The sequence below is a fragment of the Nonomuraea sp. SYSU D8015 genome, assembly GCF_008065375.1.
Lineage (GTDB): Bacteria > Actinomycetota > Actinomycetes > Streptosporangiales > Streptosporangiaceae > Nonomuraea.
On the sequence record NZ_VJYI01000002.1, the window covers coordinates 484,246 to 502,322 of the forward strand.

General features: G+C 68.3%; 15 protein-coding genes. 1 reads left to right on the forward strand and 14 read right to left on the reverse strand.

All coding sequences use genetic code 11. The features are described from left to right. Positions 1-149 precede the first annotated feature (149 nt). Genes ID574_RS11520 through ID574_RS11540 form a run of 5 tightly spaced genes read right to left on the reverse strand, consistent with a single transcriptional unit; the run spans position 150 to position 5,916 of the window. Positions 150-1,103, reverse strand: a complete 954-nt coding sequence (locus tag ID574_RS11520) for a dimethylarginine dimethylaminohydrolase family protein (protein WP_188188799.1) — start codon at positions 1,101-1,103, stop codon at positions 150-152. Continuing rightward, complete coding sequence (locus tag ID574_RS11525; RefSeq protein ID WP_188188800.1) at positions 1,078-2,391, reverse strand: sulfotransferase; 1,314 nt, start codon at positions 2,389-2,391, stop codon at positions 1,078-1,080. The genes ID574_RS11520 and ID574_RS11525 overlap by 26 nt, the downstream gene beginning before the upstream one ends. Then, a complete protein-coding gene (locus ID574_RS11530) occupies positions 2,391-4,361 on the reverse strand; it encodes a methyltransferase domain-containing protein (RefSeq protein ID WP_188188801.1) in 1,971 nt (656 codons plus the stop codon). The genes ID574_RS11525 and ID574_RS11530 overlap by 1 nt, the downstream gene beginning before the upstream one ends. After that, positions 4,358-4,795 carry a rubrerythrin family protein gene (locus ID574_RS11535; RefSeq protein WP_223166589.1) on the reverse strand — a complete coding sequence of 146 codons (438 nt, stop codon included), beginning with the start codon at positions 4,793-4,795 and terminating at the stop codon, positions 4,358-4,360. Before ID574_RS11535 ends, ID574_RS11530 begins: the two co-directional genes overlap by 4 nt. Then, complete coding sequence (locus ID574_RS11540; protein ID WP_188188802.1) at positions 4,792-5,916, reverse strand: sulfatase; 1,125 nt, start codon at positions 5,914-5,916, stop codon at positions 4,792-4,794. The genes ID574_RS11535 and ID574_RS11540 overlap by 4 nt, the downstream gene beginning before the upstream one ends. Before the next feature lie 211 nt (positions 5,917-6,127). Between ID574_RS11540 and ID574_RS11545 the strand changes: the two genes are divergently transcribed. Continuing rightward, positions 6,128-7,600, forward strand: coding sequence for a sulfatase-like hydrolase/transferase (locus ID574_RS11545; RefSeq protein WP_188188803.1), 1,473 nt, complete (start codon positions 6,128-6,130; stop codon positions 7,598-7,600). Positions 7,601-7,625: 25 nt separating this feature from the next. Here ID574_RS11545 and ID574_RS11550 read toward each other — a convergent pair whose 3' ends face one another. Genes ID574_RS11550 through ID574_RS11590 form a run of 9 tightly spaced genes read right to left on the reverse strand, consistent with a single transcriptional unit; the run spans position 7,626 to position 18,029 of the window. Continuing rightward, positions 7,626-8,906 carry an ATP-grasp domain-containing protein gene (locus tag ID574_RS11550; protein WP_188188804.1) on the reverse strand — a complete coding sequence of 427 codons (1,281 nt, stop codon included), beginning with the start codon at positions 8,904-8,906 and terminating at the stop codon, positions 7,626-7,628. Beyond that, entirely contained in the window at positions 8,893-9,912 is a 1,020-nt protein-coding gene (locus ID574_RS11555; protein WP_188188805.1) for a TauD/TfdA family dioxygenase, read from the reverse strand. Before ID574_RS11555 ends, ID574_RS11550 begins: the two co-directional genes overlap by 14 nt. Beyond that, entirely contained in the window at positions 9,857-11,173 is a 1,317-nt protein-coding gene (locus ID574_RS11560) for a methylaspartate mutase (RefSeq protein WP_188188806.1), read from the reverse strand. The genes ID574_RS11555 and ID574_RS11560 overlap by 56 nt, the downstream gene beginning before the upstream one ends. Before the next feature lie 15 nt (positions 11,174-11,188). Further along, positions 11,189-11,596 carry a cobalamin B12-binding domain-containing protein gene (locus ID574_RS11565; protein ID WP_262495976.1) on the reverse strand — a complete coding sequence of 136 codons (408 nt, stop codon included), beginning with the start codon at positions 11,594-11,596 and terminating at the stop codon, positions 11,189-11,191. 34 nt (positions 11,597-11,630) lie between these two features. Further along, positions 11,631-12,581 (reverse strand): diiron oxygenase, encoded by a 951-nt coding sequence (locus tag ID574_RS11570; RefSeq protein ID WP_188188808.1) that lies wholly within the window; start codon positions 12,579-12,581, stop codon positions 11,631-11,633. Continuing rightward, positions 12,565-13,815: a diaminobutyrate--2-oxoglutarate transaminase gene (gene ectB / locus ID574_RS11575; RefSeq protein WP_188188809.1), complete on the reverse strand. Its 1,251-nt coding sequence runs from the start codon at positions 13,813-13,815 to the stop codon at positions 12,565-12,567. Before ectB ends, ID574_RS11570 begins: the two co-directional genes overlap by 17 nt. Positions 13,816-13,831: 16 nt before the next feature. Beyond that, positions 13,832-15,067 (reverse strand): ATP-grasp domain-containing protein, encoded by a 1,236-nt coding sequence (locus ID574_RS11580; protein ID WP_188188810.1) that lies wholly within the window; start codon positions 15,065-15,067, stop codon positions 13,832-13,834. Continuing rightward, complete coding sequence (locus ID574_RS11585) at positions 15,064-16,290, reverse strand: cytochrome P450 (protein ID WP_223166590.1); 1,227 nt, start codon at positions 16,288-16,290, stop codon at positions 15,064-15,066. The genes ID574_RS11580 and ID574_RS11585 overlap by 4 nt, the downstream gene beginning before the upstream one ends. Continuing rightward, a complete protein-coding gene (locus tag ID574_RS11590; RefSeq protein WP_223166591.1) occupies positions 16,287-18,029 on the reverse strand; it encodes a non-ribosomal peptide synthetase in 1,743 nt (580 codons plus the stop codon). Before ID574_RS11590 ends, ID574_RS11585 begins: the two co-directional genes overlap by 4 nt. Between the last annotated feature and the right edge of the window lie 48 nt (positions 18,030-18,077).

Sequence of the window (18,077 nt, forward strand, 5' to 3'; positions counted from 1 at the left end):
GCTGGTCGTGGATGTGGAGGTCCCCGCCGTTTCATGTCAGGGTGCTGGACGGGCTGCAAGATCGCGCGATTCAGGCGGCTCCGTTGCCGTTCTCCGATCTGGCGGCGGCAGGCGCGAACGCCGACGTCTAACTGATCGGCAGCCTATGGTCACCCGCGGCGAAGAATTCCCGTCAGGCAGGCCAGCCCACCGGCCGCCCGCACATACTCGCCGATCTCCAACTCCTGGACCTCAACACCGGCGGCTTCGAGCCGCCGCCTGATGGCGGGGGCGCGGCTGGGCATGATCAGTCGCCGGGGCCCGAGCACAAGCATATTCATACCCCTGGCGACCAGCAGCTCGTCGTCCGCCGGCACCTCGATCAGTTCATGACCGTGCTCACGCAGCAGCGCGCGCAGTTCGGGACCACAGGCGGCCGCGTGCACCGCCGCCAACCGCTCGTCGACGAACATGACCGTACCGAGCAGGTGCTGGACACCTGGCCGAAGCGGCGTCGTCAGCACGCGTACCCCCTGCGGGGCCAGCACCTCGCGTACGGCCTGTGCCCCGCCGGCGTTCGTGCGGAATCCGGTGCCGACCAGCACCGTCGTCTCGTCGATCCACAGCGCGTCCGCGCCTTCGAACGTGGCCGTGCCGGCGACCGTTCTCAGGATCGGGTAGCCGGCCTGAGCGAGAGCCGCGGCGGCGTGGCGCTCCTCGCCGGCGCGCTGCTGCGAGGCGGTGCGGGCGATCAACGCGCCTTCCGGAGTCATGAAGAACAGGTCGCGCATGAAGACCACGTTGGGCGAGGCCGCCGGACGCGTGAGATGCACCTCGACGCCGTTGCGCCGGCACGTCTCCGCGATCGTCTCGGTCTGCGCCCGCATCGCCGCCAGGTCGACGGGGCCGACCATGAGCTGCTCTTCGTAGCGGGTGATCTCGGCGAAGCTGTCGGGCGGCCAGGCGAGCAGGACGGCGCGCAGCGGAGCCGTTTCCGATCGGTATCCGCAGGTCGTCCACAATTGCCCGGCGGCGACCTCCTCGGCGTGGGAGCCTGCGCGCTGCGACCACCCTGGGCCGCCGAAAGTGCTCGGAAGCTCAGAGCCAGTCGTCTTCGGACTCATACCCCATCCTCGTCGCGGTGGCACGAGTGGCGTCGTCGAGAGCGCTTTTGATCGTGTCCCACCGTGTCCGCCAGCGGCCCGGCGCCGGTGGCGCCGTGGCGACGACGGAGTCGATGCCCTCCCACGCGGCGGTCAGCAGAGGGCCGTCGAAGGGAACGCCGAGCCACTCGGTCAGCCGCGCCAGGCAGGCGACCCTGCTCTCCGCGCTCGTGACAAGGTCTTCGAACCGCATCCGCAGTGAGTCGAGCCCTCCTTCCTCCAAGTCGTCGAGTATCGCCTGGTGCGCGGAGCGCCACTGGAATGCGCAGACCTCGGCGAGCGGCGCCTTCCGCAGTTCCTGCCATCCGGGCGGCAGGTCGAACTTCCACCACCACCGGTCGTGGTAGCCCTCGATGTCCAGCGGATCGACCATCCTGTGGGCGTGGAAGCCGTGGTAGTGCCAGCCATCGAGCAGCCCGTTGATGGAGGCCGCCGGATTCCGGGTGAGGTGGATCACCCGCAATCGCGCCCGGGGGAAGAGCGCCCGCAGAAACGGCAACCTGTATGCGTTGCTCGGCGTCTTGATCACCAGGGGTTTCGTCTCGATCTCCACCTCGGTCGCCCTCTGCCAGACCTGGGTGAGCACGAACGGCGGCTCCTCCACCAGGACGTCGCCGGGTGCCCCGTGCCGGCCGAGCTCCGGGACCTCATCGTGGAGGAGGGATCGAGGCATGTCGTAGTACCAGGGGTTGGCGTCGAAGGCTCGCGACAGCGCGAGCTGGAAGCGGGCCGGGTCACGCAGCTCCCCCGGCGCCCATCCGCCTTCCTCGCGCAGTCTGGCGAGCACGCGGCGGCCCTCCGCGAGCCAGTCGGCCAGGTGGAAGTCGATTGCGGGCCACTGGATGGCGAACCGCCACGCGCTGTCCAGCAAATAGTGGTCGTCGTCGGCGACCAGGGAGGCGCTCCGCCCGGCATCGAGCGCGAGCTCCACGTCGAGAATGCGGCGCGAGCGCGCGTCCAGCCTGTCCAGGTGCCAGGCGTCGAGGCGGTCGGAGTCCGCGCTGTCCGGGTACGTGAGGTCGACCAGCCGGAGGAACGGGTTGATCTCGGCGCGGAGATGGAGCAGATCCGGGGACCTGCGGAGAAGCTCGGCCAGCATACTGGACCCTCCGCGCGAACTGGAGGCCAGAATGACGACCTCCCGAACCCGGCCGGTGAAGTCCTCGACGGCCGGACCCCGCAGGTGCCGCAGCGTCTCCAGGCGCTCCGAGAGGATTTGCGACCCTTGGAGCAGGGGGGAGCCTGCCATCAGTACGCAGGCTTTCTGACGGAGTACACGCACCACCGCCACAGGTCCCGCACGGACCCGTTCGGCAGCACCTCGAACGGATGCACCGCACGCACTTCCCGGGGGGCGTCGTAGTAAAGGCGGTAGATCTCCTGGCGCCGCGCCGGGGTGGTCTCGTGCGTGTCGATCCAGCGGTCGATCGACTCCCAGAGGAAGTACTCCTCCATCTTCAGGTCGGTGAACCCGCCGCCGAGGAGCAGCCCGCGGAAGTCTTCCTCACGGAACATCTGGTAGAGCAGCGGCTGCTTCTTCTTGAAGATGCGGAACATCCAGAAGGCGTCCTCGTCCGCGTACGGCACGATCTGACCCACGATGAACTGCCCGCCCGGGCGCAGCACCCGGAAGATCTCCGAGATCGGCTTCTCCGGCATCGGCAGCAGGTGCAGCACCTCGCGGTTGACGACGAGGTCGAAGCTCGCGTCCTCGAAGGGGAGGTCATAGACCGTGCCCTGGTGGACGACGTCCAAGCGTTCCGACGCCAGCCGGACCATCTCGGGGGTGATATCCAGGCCCACGCTCTCGCCGACCTTGCCCTTGAACGCGTTCCCGACCACGCCGCTGCCGCAGCAGACGTCGAGCATCCTGGCGTTCTCCGGCACGGCGCACAGCTCCGCGTGCCGGGTGAGCAGCCCTTCGTCCGTGAGCCAGGAGCAGGAGTCGTGCCAGTTGCGCGAGCGGATGCCGAACTGGCGCTGGTAGACCTTGTAGTCGATCTTCAGTTCGCGTTGCTGGTAGCGCGCCGTACGGCTGGCGAGCCGCGCGGCCAGGCGGGCGCGCGTGGCGTCGAGAGCGCGCCCGACCACCCGCCGGCCGAGGTCCTCGTCGGCCTCCAGGAGATCGAGGAGCGACTGTTCGACGGCCGTGCGGACGAAACGCTCCGCCTCGGGACTCTGCAGGCGCTTCTTCGTCTGGCCGTCGTATCGCGCGTTCTCCATCTTGAGCGCGATGACGGCGGTCAGGCCCTCCAGGACGTCGACCGCCGTGATCTTCTCCCCGCCGCCGGTCTTCTCGACCAGGCCGTGGGCGACCGCGTACCGGTTGATGGCGGCGGCGAGGGCCGCTCGGAGCCCGTCGACGTGCGAGCCCTGCTCGGTGCGTACGCTGTTGACGAAGCTCCGGATCTCCTCCGCGTACCCCTCGGTCCAGTGGAAGGCGACGTCGAGGGAGAAGGAGTCCTGGCGCCGGCTCACGACGATCGGCTCGGGGTGCACCAGCACGGCGTCGCGGTTGCGGTGTTCGAGGAAGCCGCGTACGCCCGTCTGGTAGCTGAGGACGACGTGCCTGCCGTCTCGCTCGTCGGTGAACTCGACGGTGAGGCGCGGATGCAGGAAGGCGACCTCCTCCAGCCGATCAAGGATGATCTCGGCGGAGAAGGCGCGATCTTCGAAGATCCCGGCGTCGGGGAGGAAGGTGACCTGCGTGCCGCGCCGGTCAGAGGGCCCGAGCCGCTCCAGCTCGCCCAGCGCCACGCCTCGGGAGAACCTCAGCTCGTGCTCCGCGCCGTCGCGCCACACGTTCAGCCGGAGGAGCTCCGCCAAGGCGTTCACACAGGCCAGGCCCACGCCGTGCAGGCCGGCGGAGGTCGCGTACGAGTCGCCCTCGAACTTGCCGCCGGAGTGCAGCGTGGTCAGCACGACCTCGCAGGCGGGCCGCTTCAGCTCCGGGTGGAGGCCGACCGGGATGCCTCGTCCGTCGTCGCGGACGGAGCAGGAGCCGTCGGCTCCTAGGACCACTGAGATCTCCTGGCAGTAACCGACCTCCGCCTCGTCCACGGCGTTGTCGATGAGCTCGAACACCAGGTGGTGAAGTCCCTCCACGCCGGTGGAGCCGACGTACATCGACGGGTTCCGCCGCACGGCCTCGAGTCCGGTGAAGACGACGATCGACGTCTCGTCGTACGGTTCGGCGAGAACTTCTCCCTCGGTGTTCATCCCACCTGCCCCATGCGTTCCTCCATGGCCGCCAGTGCCTGATTGAGCTTCGTCACGTGCGTCTTCTTCAGCGCGCACAGCGTTTCCAGCCAGCTCGCGACGTCCGCGAAGCCCTCGCTGTGGGCGATGGCCGCCAGTCTGGGGTAGAGCTCGTCGGCCTCCTGGAGCCCGCCCGTGATCGACGAGGCGAGGTTCAGGTGGGTCTCGCCTATCGGCTGGTCCGTCGCGGGATCGGCGACGTACTGGAGGAAGTCGAGGTGCCCGTGGGCGGCGCACGCGACGCTCTCGGCGAGCTCGCCCAGGAGCTTGGACACCTCGAGATGGCCCTCGATCTCCGCGATCTGCGCGAAGTAGGCGTAGCGCTGTGCCGTCATGGACTCGGCCACGAAGGCCTCCCGCATCCCCTCAAACAGGCTCCTGCTCAGCTCGCTCACGGATGCTTCTCCTCCTTGACGAGCTCGAACGGGTTCTGCTCGAGCGCGTCGTGGACGAGGTCGTACACCCAGACGTGCTCCCTGTCCTTCTCCCAGATCACCTTCCTGTCCGGCTGGCGTACGGCGGTGAGGGCACCGAGATGGCTCCAGGCGGGGTCAGAGGCGGCCAGTTCCTCCCGGTAGTAGGTCTCGCAGTAGGCCGGCAGGTCCGGGCCGCCGTTCCGCAGGTGCTCGACGAGGGAGACGCCGTCGGTGTCGGGCGCGGGCACACCGAGGAACTCCAGGATGGTGGGCATCACGTCGGCCAGCCGCACCTGTGCGTCGATCACCCGGCCCGCGCTCTCGCCGCCGGGGGGACGGATGATCAGCGGGACGAGCTGGGTGGCGTCGAAGAGCAGTGCGCCGTGGCCCTTCTCCTCCGGGTGGCCGCGCTCGCCCGCGTGGTCGTTGTCGTACCAGCCGCCGAGGTCCTCGCCGTGATCGGAGAAGCAGACGACCAGGGTGTCCTCCAGGTCGAGGCCGTCCAGCAGGTGGCCGAGGCTCCGGTCCATGTAGGCCGCTTCGCCCTCGTACGGATTGTCCACCGGGACGCCCACGTCCTCGGGCGCCTCGTAGGGCCAGTGGGCGTCGAAGTAGTGCGCGAAGAGGAACATCGGCCGGTCCACGGTCCGCGCCCAGGCCAGGGCCCGCTCTGTCACCAGGGGGGCGCGCTTGAGCGCGGTGCCGCGGAGCTCGACGTCGACGACCTGCAGCGCGTCGCGGCCGTCGGCGAGCGGCGGAATCCAGTCGTCGTAGTGATCGAAGCCCCGGGAGTGGCCGTACCAGGCGTTCATGCCGGGGCAGGAGACGACGGCACCGGTGGCGTACCCCTGGCGCGACAACAGCATCGCCAGGGTCTGAACCTCGGGATTCAACTGTTCTTTGAACAGATGACGGATGCCGTGGCGCGGTGGCTGCAGTCCGGTCAGGACGGTCGCGTGGCTCACCGGCGTCAACGGCGAGGGGGAAACGGCCTGGGTGAATGTCGCGCCTTCCCCGCGAAGTCGTTCGATCGCAGGAAAACGCCCTGAGTAAGCGACGTCAGCTCGAAGGGTGTCGAGGGAAATGAGAACAAGATTCACTACGCCTCCATCACAGACTTGGCCGCCCGAGTCGATTCCTCCGCCGATTGCCTATCAGCACAAATTTCGCTCAACGTACATTAAGACCGCCGGCTTCTCAAGGGTCGCATCGCGAATGACTTCGAGTAATATTCCATGACGTCCCGTGACGGTGGACGGACCGGCGGGCCGGGCCTGGCAATTGACGAACGCCATACGTAGCATGAGGCGAATGACGGCGGGCACCACGGACGGTGCCGTCGTTCGCGGAACGGGGTCACCAAAGGAGAGAAAGCCGATGTATGACCACGTCGTCCTGGTATCGATTGACACGCTTCGCAGCGACGTCATCTCCGCCAATCCGTATAAACTCTGGCCAGGTAAATATCCGCAATCGACCGCGCCGAAAACCGCTGTGCTGGACGATCTCGCAGCTCAGGGCGCCTTCTTCCCGAACACGATCAGCGCCGCCCCCTACACCGCCGCGGCCCACGGGGCAATCTTCACCGGCCAGTATCCCCTTCGGAACGGGGTGCACGAATTCTACAACGGGCGGCTCCGCAGTTCCTCGGTCTTCACCTACGGGAAGCGCGCCGGACGGCGCACGTTCATGAAGGTCGATTTCCCGATAATCCTGGGCCGGGAGCTGGGATTCACCCGGGATATCGACCTCTATCTTATGGAACAGGACGACGAGTTCATCGACGCGGTCGCGGCCGCCGACTCCACGGTGGCATGCGCGCATTTCGGCGGCGTGCACCTCCCCTACGGCTTCCACAATCTCAGGTTCGGCGGGGAGGACTATCGGGCCAAGGTGGCGGAACTCGAGGCGAAGTTGCCCCCCGACGTTCCGCCGCTCACCGATCAATTGATCGAGAGCTTCCGCGACGACGAGGACACCGATCTGTTACTGCGTTACAAGCAGGCTGTCAACCACCTCTACTTCAGCGGCCGGTATGACGAATTGTTCCAAATCTATCTGGACGGGGTGGAACACTTTCTCCGGTCGCGGCTGGAGCCTTTCCTCGCCCGGCTGACCGAGCGGATGACGCGCACCGGCAAGCGCATGCTCCTGGTCGTCTTCGCCGACCACGGCCACGAGTTCGACGAGATGACCTACGGTCACTTCAACTCGATGTCCGAGGGCGTGCTCCGGGTCCCGCTCATCGTGGTGGGGGACGACGTCGAGCCCGCGCTGCACCCGCAGCGCATCCGCACCGTCGACATCGCGCCCACCGTGATGGAGCTCGCCGGCATCCCCACTCCTCATACCGGGGTCTTCGACGGGACGTCCCTGGCCGCGGTGGTCCGCGGCCAGGCCGAGGTGCCCGGCCATCTGCCCGCGGTCTCCGAGGCGTACACGTCGGACACCAAGGAGTTCGTGGAGTATCAGAAGCGGCAGTTCCGCGGGGAGAGTCAGGGGCCGCTGCGCCATGTCCTGGTTGGGCAGAGCGCCCACCTGGGCGACCGGCGGATCATCCGCCGGCTTGGCCGGTATCGCCAGAACTTCGACGGCATCGAGCCGATCGACGTCACCGTGCTGGAGCGGTTCGACGACCGGCTGGTGCCGCACCCCGACGACGGCGACCCGGCGGAACTGCTCGCCATGCTGGAGGACTACGGCCGGGCGCGGCAGCCGTCGGTCGACGTCCCGGTGCGCGCGGAGATCCGCGACCAGCTGCGCGCGCTCGGCTACACGATCTGAGGCCGACCCCCGGGGGCCCGGCCTCTCACCTGGCGGGGCCACCGGCCAAGACCTCCTTGATGCCGGCGAGGATCCGCGGATCGACGAAGCGATGGCGGGAATTCAGCTCATCCAGCGCCTTCTCGAAGGCGGGCTCCTCGCCGAACTCACAGGACAGCACCATGTTCCCGCCGTAGTCCCGGCCGTCGATCCGCAGGGCACCCGCCCTGACCACGTCCACCATGGCATCGGCGTCTCGCAGCAGGGACTCCGTGACCGTGCGGACGGGGAACTCGAAGGCCCGCCGCACGCTGCGCAGGGGCTCGGGACGCGGCCCCGGCCAGGTGCCGAGCAGCAGGCGGAGCAGGCAGGAGTAGGTGTTGCACCCGGACGCCGCGCTGGACAGCAACGTCGTCCCGCTGACTCGCGGGTTGATCTCTATCAGGTGGAAGACACCGTCCTTGTAGATCATCTCGGCTTCGACCGCGCCGTTGACGTCCAGTTCGTCGCAGAGGCGCACGAGGCGGCGGGCGTCGGCCTCGAAGAGCTCGTCCGCCTCCGGACGCGGAGCGGCGTACCGCACGTTTCCGAACAGGAACGAGGGAGCGCCCCCCGTGGGGCCCTTCCAGATGATGGGCTGGATGTGGTAGTCACCGTTCCGACCGACGATCTCGACCGAGCACAGTTCGCCGTCCAGACAGCGTTCCAGCAGCATGTTGCCGTCCGCAGGAGCGCTGAGGTGTTCGTCCAGGGCCTCGGCGTTCTCCAGATACCGGATCCCGTTGCCGAAGCTGTCCCACAGGGGCTTGGCGAGCAGGGGATAGCCGATGTCGTCCGCCTTGCGCCGGAGGAAGTCTCGGTAGCCCGGTATGGGGAGGACGCGGCCGCCGAGGATGTCGCCGTCCACCGCGACGTCGCCCGGCACGGCGAAACCACCGCGGCGCAGGAGCGCCTTGGTCTCGCTCTTGTTGGCCAGCAGGAAGGTGGTGTCCACCCCGTGCATGACGCCGCGGATGCCGTCGCGGGCCAGTTCCGCCGCGACCAGGGCGTCGCGCATGGCGTTCTCGTCCCGCAGCGAGATCGAGACGAACCCGTCGGCACCCCAGCGCCTAATGCTCGCCGCGATCTCCGCGACGCTCGCATCTGCGGGCAGCCTTTCCGACGTGCCAGGGAAGTCGCCGGGACCGCAGTCGCCGTCGGTGAAGAACAATCTCGCCTCGATCCCGGCCGCATGGAGGTCCTCGCGCAGCTCCTGGATGTGAGGGGCGGCGCGCTGGATCTCCACCGAGCGGAGAAAGGCCACCCGCCGTACGTCAGAGGTGGACACGGCGGCTCCCCTCGGCCGCGCGCCCGCGGATGTTCCACAGGCTCCTGCGGATGTAGGTGCGCTGCAACCAGCGGTCCCGCCCGTCGTAGCGGGCCGTGAACTGTGTCCGGGCGTGCAGCCCTTTGCGGTTGTTGACGAGCAGCGCCTGCCCTGGGGCGAGCCGCACGACACGGGCCACGTCAGGGTGACGGCAGGCGGCCTGGAGCCGGTCGAACGCCTCCGACGCCGCCGATGACAGGCAGCGTACGCCGTTGGCCGCGACGGCGATCTCGGGCGAGTGATCGGGCCCCGACACGATCGCGATGGGGTCGGAATAGACCTCCTTGCCTGCCGCGAACATGCGTACGTAGCCGCCGGGCGCGTTGAGCTGGAACAGCGGCGAGCGCAGGACCTCGATCACGTCCTCGTCGAGCACGCGCAGGATGTCGCGGCCGTCGGCGTACCACGTCTCGGCCTCCTCGTGGGGGTCCGAGCGCAGGCAGTTGAGGACGAGGAAGTCCGGATTGGTGATGTCGTAGCGACCGCCCGGGTCGTGCACGATGTCGTTGTGGAAGTTGAGGAACACCTTCGATCCCTGGCTCGTCTGCGTGGCGGCGCCGGCAGCGGTGGGGGTGATGTCATGGACGATCCGGCCGTCCTTCTCCGTCACGAAGCCGACCGGCTCGCCCAACAGCCCTGACAGTCCCAGCAGCACGCCTTCGGCCACGAACGTCGGTTTGCCGGCACAGGACCCGCCGTCGGTCGGTGTGGGCGGCAGTTCGGGGTCCGTCGGCAGGTTGCTGACCATCATCACGGCCGGCGTGTCGACATGGCGGCCGAAGTCAAGGATCTCCCGCAGCACCGCCAGCGGGAGCCGGGCGAAGATCTGGTGGGTTCGCGTCATGGCGTCGTCGACGTCCCGCGCCGGGTCGGGCAGGTGGAGCAACAGTTGCTGAAGGTCGTCGCGGACGTCATCGGCAAGCGTCAAGCTGACCAGACCCGTGTCCGGCCGGTGCGATTCGGTCATCGTCATGGTGGTGGCCTTTCTCCTGGACGTGAGAACCGTCGAAGCGGCGCCGGTGGTAGTCGAGCATGGTGAGCAGGTCGGCGGCGGAGACCCTGGGCTCGGCGCCGGCGCGTCCCGTCGCGATGGGCATGCGTCCCGTCGAGGCCCACTGGAGCCGGCCCGCGGAGTCGATGGTCGTCCGAGCTTGGTTGGCGTTGTCCGGGTGCAGGCAGTAGGGCACGTCGAGCAGCCCTTTGCGGAAAGCGCCGATCAGGGCCTGCCCGATGTTGGCGTGCTGGTCGAGCACGGCATCGATGAGCGTGCCGGCCTCGCGATAGACGGCTTCGGCGGCATCGTCGTCGTCATCGGGCTCCGCCCCGGCGGCCGCGGCGGTGGCCCACCTCAGCGCCTGCACGTTCTCCGCGATCGTGGGGATGCGGAAGGCCTCGGCGACGGTCTTGACGATCAGCCGCTCGCTCCCGGTGCTCGCCGCGAGCCGGGCGCTCTCCTCGATCAGGGATCGGGCGCCCAGCGCGCTCTCCGGGAAGACCCCCATGAAGGTGTAGATGGTGATGTGCCAGTCGGCCCCGGCGAGCCGCTCGCGGGCCAGCCTGCGCAGCGCCGTGATGGCTCCGAAGTCCTGCCGGTGATTGGTCTGCTGGGCGTAGCTGAGCGAGATGCTCCTCAGCCCATGTTCGAGGAAGAAGAGTCCTTCCAGGATGTTCAGCGCCACCAGCAGCCCCGGCGGGCACAACTGGCCGAGCATGCACCCGCTGAACGACTCCAGGTGCACGGGCGCCCCCGGCCCCCGGTACTCCGACAAGAGCTCGCAGGAGCGAGCCCATTCGGTGACCGCCGCCGCCAGCGGCTCCCTACTGTAGGGCAGGCAGTACGAGACCGGTCCGCCCTCCGTCGCGGTGATCCCCGCCGCGAGCATCTCCCGGAAGATCATGTACGGCCGTGGCGAACCGTGCCTGATCTGGATGGGGAAGCGGCTCTGATCGAACGCCCCTATCAGCTCCCGCGTCCTGGCCGCCCCGTGCGCCAGCAGCGGGTAGCCGTTCAGCGGGGTGCCGCGCAGCAGCTCCTCACGAGCGCGGTCGAGGTTGCCCGTCCTGGTGAAGCTGTCGAGCGTGATCGTGCCGACCGTCCCGGCCCCCGCGTTCCTGACCGCCCGCAGCCCCTCCAGCATCCGCCACGGATCGGAGAACCCCATCCGGGTCTGCGTCACCAGCCCGTCGTGCCGCGCCACCCGCCCGCCGAAGAATCCGAGCTCTGTCATTTCTCCTCCCACACATCAGTTGGCAGCGGCGGCCTGGCCGACATGCGCGAGAAATCGAGGAAACTCCTCCGCGGCGGCCGCGGAAGCGAAAACGGCGTCGAACCCGAGGCGCAACAGGTTGCGCACGTCGTCGTCCGGGACCGCGCCGTCGACATTCAGCTTGCCGCCGACAACGACCGGCAGGCTCCGCAGTTCGGTGCGGTTCCGCACCGCCTGGATGAAGCCCGGCGCCTCGATGAGCCCGTGACCGTTGACGGTGCTCAGCACGAGCAGGTGCGGCCGTTCCCTGAGGCAGCAGTCGACCACTTCCACGACCGGCACGCAGGAGCCCAGGTTGTGCACCGCGAATCCGTGATCCTCGAGCAGCAGCTGCAGAAACATGAGATTCCAGGTGTGCGCGTCGGAGGCGATGGTGCAGACCACCGCACGGGGTTTGCCGACTTTTGTGTCCATCGCGTCATCCGCCGGCCATGACGAGCTCCGGGTCTATATCCATTTCCCGGACCATGCGCTCGACCGCGGAAAAGTCGCGCACCAACAAATTGTTTCCGATGGCACGTCTGCAGTCCTCCACGATGTCCGTTGCTTTGGCTATCCCGGCGTGGCGCAGAATTCCCGGCCACGCCGCGAAATCGTGCATGCCGAACGCCCGCACCGCCCTCGGCAGCGCCCGCGCGAACGTCTCCCGCTCCGACCGGCTCATGTTGGCGTACAGCTCCCTGACGACCTCCGCCATCACCGACCCGTGCGCCGTCTCGTCACGCGCGTGCAGCCTCGGCACCAGGGAGTGCATCGGCTGGATCGTCTCGTCCCGGGAGAGCAGTTCCAGATAGGCGTTCACGCTCACCTCGGTCACCGTGGTCCAGGCCAGGCTCAGCAGGTCCCGTTGCCGGCGGTCGCCAGTCTCCTCCTGCTCGGACACCAACTCCCGGTAGGTCACCGCGTGCGGCAGCGCCGGCTCCGAGGTGATCCCGCGCACCTCGCGCGAGCGGTGCATCGCCATCATGTGCATGTAGGTGTGCCAGGTCTCGTCCACGTGGGCCTGCTGCACGGCCTGCTTGATCTCGATGCGCTCACTTCCCGGGAACACCCCGTGCACGATCATCGCGAAGGTGGGATTGGCTATCTGCTCCTCCGCGGTGATGACGCGGGCGTTGTACAGCAACCAGGCGTAGGTGAGCACGAGCTGCCGCTGGTCGGACGAGGCGGCCAAGAAGTCCGGGTGTTCGGCGAACGGCAGGAATTTCTCCGGGTAGTCCGGCACCGCGGGATCGTGCGGATCCGGGGGCTCGGCCAGCGACTCCATGTGGCTCCTGATGGTCGCCCGCCGCGGCCAGGCCGCCGATATGCGGCGCAACGCGTCCAGGTCGATCCCGCTCTCCGTCAACGCATTATCCTGATTTCTCATGGATTACCTCCTGAATGGTGTCCGCGAGAATATCCATGCCATCGTGCAGGACGCTGTCCTCGATCGTCAGCGGCGGCATTATCTTCAGCACCTGGCCCGTCGCGCTGGAGGTCTCCAGCAGCAGCCCCTTCTCGAAAGCGGCCCGCGATATCCGGGCGGCCACGGAGGGTTCGGAAAAGAACAGGCCTCGGAGCATTCCGCGGCCGCGCTCCGTGGCGCCCGCCGCGGTGAGCGAGCGCACGCGTTCATCCAGCAGCAGACATTTCTTGCCGAGATCGGCGGTGAATTGCGGTGACGACCACAGGTCGAGGGCGACCGCCGCGGTGACGAAAGCGAGATTGTGCCCTCGGAAGGTGCCTGCGTGCTCGCCGGGCCGGAGCACGTCCAGCTCGGGCCGGATCAAGGTGAGTGCCATCGGCAGCCCGAAGCCGCTGATCGACTTGGCCAGGCAGACGATGTCGGGGGTGAGTCCCGCCTCCTCGAAGCTGAAGAAGGACCCCGTACGCCCGCAACCGGCCTGGATGTCATCGACGATCAGGACGATCCCCCGCCGGCGGGCCGCGCTCTCCAGCCGCCGCAACCAGGCCGGGCCGGCGGCGGCCAGCCCGCCCTCGCCCTGGACGGTCTCGAGGATGATCGCCGCGGGGGCGTCGACGCCGCTGCCCGCGTCGTCAAGCAGTCGTTCGAGGTAGTCGAGCGTGTCGACGCCCTGACCCAGGTAGCCGTCGTAGGGCACGCGGGTGACGTCGCCCAGGGTGACGCCGGACGCGCTGCGCCTGGCCAGGTTCCCCGACACGGCCAGCGCGCCGAGAGACAGGCCGTGGAAGCCGTTGGTGAAGGCGATGACGTTGGTGCGTCCGGTCGCGCGGCGGGCGACCTTCAGCGCGGCCTCCACCGCGTTGGCGCCGGTGGGCCCGGTGAACTGGACCCGGTAGGCCAGTCCGCGCGGCCGCAGGACAATGCGGTCCAGCCGGTCCAGGAACTTCGCCTTGGCCTCGGTGTGCAGGTCCAACGCGTGGACGGGGCCGTCGGCGGTCAGGTAGTCGATGAGCGCCGCCTTCATGGCGGGATGGTTGTGGCCGTAGTTGAGCGCTCCGGCTCCGGAGAGGAAGTCGATGTACGATCGCCCATCCCGGTCCCATAACGTATGTCCGCGCGCCCTGACGAACACCGCGGGGAACTTCCTGCAGTAGGTCCTGACATTGGATTCGAGTTCGTCGAAGACAGTGCTCATAGCTCTCCCGGTGGCATCAGCCGTCGTACGTGACACAGTCCGCCGCGGCGCTCTGGAGGTCCTGGATCACCTTGGACAGAGCGGCGGGGTCGTCGGCCTCGGCCCAGATCGTGAAGATCTTCTCCAGCCCGCCACGCCGCCAGTCCAGGACCTGACCGCGTCGGACGCCGCCGTCCACCGCCCAGACCCCGGCGAGCGCACGGAAGTCGGCCGGCGTGCGCGCCTCCCGTACGGTGACCTGCCTGGGCGGAGGCAGGACGCGGAAGGCGATCACGGACCTGTCGAAGGCCACGTCCCGGGGAGCGATGTCCCGGTCCAGGGCGATTTCCAGCGCCAGCCGGAACGGGTCGAGGTCGCTCGCCCGGCGCAGCAGGCGGCCCGTGGTGCCACCCATCCGGCCGTTGACCTCGATGACCTGAGGGCCATCCGGAGTGAACTTGATCTCGACGTGCGTGATGCCGGTGGTGATGCCGACCGCGTGGATGGCGGCTTCCGCCAGCTCCAGCACCTGGGACCGGAACGCGGCGGGCAGGGTGTCCGGTGCGAGGAAGCCGCTTTCCCGCAGCGGCGGGGTCAGCGGAAGCCGTTCGATGATCGCGAAGTGCCAGCAGCGGCCGTGGCTCACCGCGCTCTCGACCGAGCAGTAGTCGCCCAGCCAGGGCGTGGCCGGGTGGCGGCCGGGGACCAGCATCTCCTCCACGACCCAGCCTCCGGACCTGGGCGAGGGCGAGATGGCCGCCAGATCCGCCCAGGAGGTGCAGAGGTAGACGTCGACGCTGGCCGTACCGCAGGCGGGCTTGATGACGGCGGGGAAGCCGATCTCCCGCACGGCCTGCGCGAACCCCTCCGGCGTGTCGACCGCCACCTGCCGGAGCGAGGTGACTCCCTTGCTGTTCAGCAGCGCCCGCTGCTCGACCTTGTCGGTGAGCGCACCGGTGGTCTCGGGCGTGTGGAAGGGCAGCCCGAGTCGGGCGGCCAGCTCCGTCGACGCCGTCAGCATGAACTCGCTGAAGGTGACGACACCGTGCACCCGGCCGTCGACCCGGTCGGCGACGACGTCCCCGGACAGCTCGGCGAGATCCAGGACGTCCGCCACCTCCTCCATGAACGGAAGGACGAGACGGGTGTGCTCGTCCCGGCTGTCGGCGACGAACACGACCTCGCACAACCCGTCGGCGGCGTCGACGATCTCCGCCGGGCTCGCGGAGCCGAGCCCGTAGGCGACCAGCGCGGTAGGCAGTGCTGATGTCATGATTGCTCCGTTGCCTCGATCCGGAGGGGCAGCCTGGTGATGCCCTGAATGAAGTTCGAGCGCAGGCGGGAGATCTCTCCGGCGAGGGAGTAGCTCAGCCCGCTGGTCATCAGCAGGTTGAGCAGGACGGAGAGCTCGGTCTGGGCGACCGTTGCGCCGATGCAGCGGTGGATGCCGTGCCCGTAGGACAGATGCTGGTTGGGCGAGCGGGTGATGTCGAAGCTGCCGGGATCGGCGAACTGCTTCTCATCGCGGTTCGCTGAGACGTTCCACAGCGTCACCGAATCGCCCTTGCTGATCAGCTTGCCGCCGACCAGCACGTCCCGTGACGCCACCCGCTGCACGTAGGTGTTGGTGGAGCTCCACCGCACCATCTCGGCGACCGCGCCGCCGACCAGGCCGGGGTCGGCGCGCAGCATGGCCTGCTGGCCGGGGTTCTCGATGAGTGCGAGCAGTCCCGCGCAGGCCGTGTACGAGGAGGTCTCGTTGCCGCCGACGGCCACGTTGAGGCAGTTGTAGAGGATGTCCTCCTCTGGCCACGGCCGCCCGTTGAGCTCCGCACCGAGCAGGATGCTCAAGAGGTCGTCTCCCGGATTCCTGCGGCGTTCCCGGATGAGGTCGGAGAACAGGTCGAACATCTCCGCCTGGATCTCCGCCAGCCTCAGCCGTTCGTCGTCGGAGACGTCGACGAAGGTCGGGTCCCGGAAGCCGATCATCTTCCGCGTCAGCCCGACCAGCTCGTGTGCCTGCGCGTAGGAGGCGCCGACCATGACCATCAGCCCGGCCGCGGGGAGCTCGGTGGCGATCTCGGTGGCGAAGTCGCACCCTCCCTCGGCCCGCGCCCGGGCGAGCGCGGCCTCCACGAGTTCGGCCACCTTCGCCCCGATCCGGCGGACGATGTCCGGCGCGAATGCCCGATGGATCTGCTGGCGTAACAGCCGGTGCCGCGGCGGGTCCGTGGACACCAGCATGCGGCCGGCCGCGGTGTCCGCCTCGTTGCGGTACGATCCGCCGAGCATCGCCCCGCCCTGCGAGCTGAAGGTGGCGTGGTCGTTGTACGCGGCGGCCACGTGCTCGTACGTGGTCAGGGCCCAGAAACCGGAAGCGTCCTCGTTCGGGTGCCAGTGGACGGGATCGTTCGCCCTGAGCCAGGCGAACATCTCATGGTGACGCCCCGCCACGAACTGGTCGGGATCCATGAGGTCGATCACTGACCCGTTCACCGGCCCTCCTGCTCGGCGCTCGCCAGGGACGCGTCGATGAGTTCCGCGAGGTCTTTCAGCACGCTGACGTCGAGGACCTCCTTGAAGCTGACGGACAGGCCGAGGTCGCGCTGGATCGTCCTGCGTACCCGGAAGGCGAGCAGGGAGTTACCGCCGATCTCGAAGAAGTCGTCGGTCGCCCCGATCCGCTCGACGGCGAGCAGGCTCTCCCAGACGTCCGCCAGATACCGCTGTGTCCCCTCGCGCGGCGGGACGTGCTCGGACCAGCGGCGCCGGTGTTCCAGAAGGAGCCGCTCCAGCTCGTCCCTGTCACGCTTGCCGTGATCGTTGGCGGGAATCTCCGGCAGCATGACGATCATGCTGGGGATCATGTAGTCGGGCAGTTCCTTGGCCGCGAACGCGCGCAGATCCTTCGGGGGCAGGGTGTCGTCCGTCACGACGAAGGCGGCCAGCCACACGTCACCGCCCTCGCCGGCGGGCAGGACGGCCACGTCCCTGACCGTGGGATGCCGGCTCAGGGCTCGCTCCACCTCTCCCGGCTCGACCCGGTAACCGCGGATCTTCACCTGGTCGTCGGCACGGCCGACGAATTCGAACAAGCCATCCGCGCGCTGCCGGGCCAGGTCGCCGGTGGCGTACATCCGGCCCTCGGCCCCGGCGAAGGGATCGGGGAGAAACCGTTCGATGGTGAGGTCCGGCCGGCCCAGGTAGCCGCGGCCGACGCCGGCGCCCCCGATGTGCAGCTCGCCCACTTCGCCCGGCGGCACGGGGCGCTTGTCCCCGTCGAGCACATAGGCGGTCACCCCTTCCAGAGGCCGCCCGATGGGCACCGTCTCCTCCTCAGGCCCCACGTGCTCCACCTGATAGGCCGTGCAGGCGGTGGTCGTCTCCGACGGGCCGTAGAGGTTGAAGAAACTCCCGGAGAACTCTCCGGCCAGCAGGTCGCGACAGGTGGAGGGCAGGAGGACATCTCCTCCCGTGTGCAGGATCCGTAACGGGGAGAATGCGTTCCGATCGACCCGGACAATATGATTCAGCGCCATGGTCGGCGCGAGCATGACGCTTATTCGCCGCCTGCGCAGCTCGCGCTGCAGGTCCGAATTGAGCATTTCGGATATCGACGGGACGATGACCAGCTCGGCCCCGTGGGCGAAACTGCACCAGGTCTCGAAATGGAAGGCGTCGAAGGAGATGTTGGAGACCTGGGCGGTGCGGTCCCCGGGAAGCAGCGGGGGCAGCCCGCTATTCGTGGCGAAGGCGACCAGGTTGCGGTGCTCCAGCACGATCGCCTTGGGGACCCCGGAGGAGCCCGAGGTGAACAGCACGCAGGCCGCGGCGTCCGGCGGGATCCGGACGGCGGGCGCGGGAACGGCTTCGGAGGCGGCACCGCTCTCCCACTCGACCACGGCCTCTCCGAAATGCGACAACCTGCGCCGTCCGCCCGGCTCGGCGAGGACTAGCCTGGCGCCGCTCTGCCCGATCATGAGGTCGCGCCGGGCATCCGGGTACCGCAGGTCGATGGCGACGTAGGCGGCGCCCGCCTTGAGCACCCCCAAGATGGCGACGAGGGTGTCGACCGAACGTCGCAGGCAGAGGGCCACCCGGTCCTCGGCCACCACGCCGCGTTCGGCCAGCAGCCCGGCAAGAACGCTGGAGCGGCGGTCCAGCTCCGCATAGCTCAATACCTGGTCGTCGTCGCTGACCGCAGGCTTGCCAGAATATGCCTCTCGCGTTTTCATAAACACTTCTACGAGGTTATTCATTACTGCTCCCCGTCTTGACATATA

Coding starts and splice junctions, on each gene's coding strand:
- ID574_RS11520 (WP_188188799.1), bottom strand. CDS start 1,103: ATGAGTCCGAAGACGACTGGCTCTGAGCTTCCGAGCACTTTCGGCGGC.
- ID574_RS11525 (WP_188188800.1), bottom strand. CDS start 2,391: ATGGCAGGCTCCCCCCTGCTCCAAGGGTCGCAAATCCTCTCGGAGCGC.
- ID574_RS11530 (WP_188188801.1), bottom strand. CDS start 4,361: ATGAACACCGAGGGAGAAGTTCTCGCCGAACCGTACGACGAGACGTCG.
- ID574_RS11545 (WP_188188803.1), top strand. CDS start 6,128: ATGACGGCGGGCACCACGGACGGTGCCGTCGTTCGCGGAACGGGGTCA.
- ID574_RS11555 (WP_188188805.1), bottom strand. CDS start 9,912: ATGACCGAATCGCACCGGCCGGACACGGGTCTGGTCAGCTTGACGCTT.
- ID574_RS11560 (WP_188188806.1), bottom strand. CDS start 11,173: ATGACAGAGCTCGGATTCTTCGGCGGGCGGGTGGCGCGGCACGACGGG.
- ID574_RS11570 (WP_188188808.1), bottom strand. CDS start 12,581: ATGAGAAATCAGGATAATGCGTTGACGGAGAGCGGGATCGACCTGGAC.
- ectB (WP_188188809.1), bottom strand. CDS start 13,815: ATGAGCACTGTCTTCGACGAACTCGAATCCAATGTCAGGACCTACTGC.
- ID574_RS11580 (WP_188188810.1), bottom strand. CDS start 15,067: ATGACATCAGCACTGCCTACCGCGCTGGTCGCCTACGGGCTCGGCTCC.
- ID574_RS11590 (WP_223166591.1), bottom strand. CDS start 18,029: ATGAAAACGCGAGAGGCATATTCTGGCAAGCCTGCGGTCAGCGACGAC.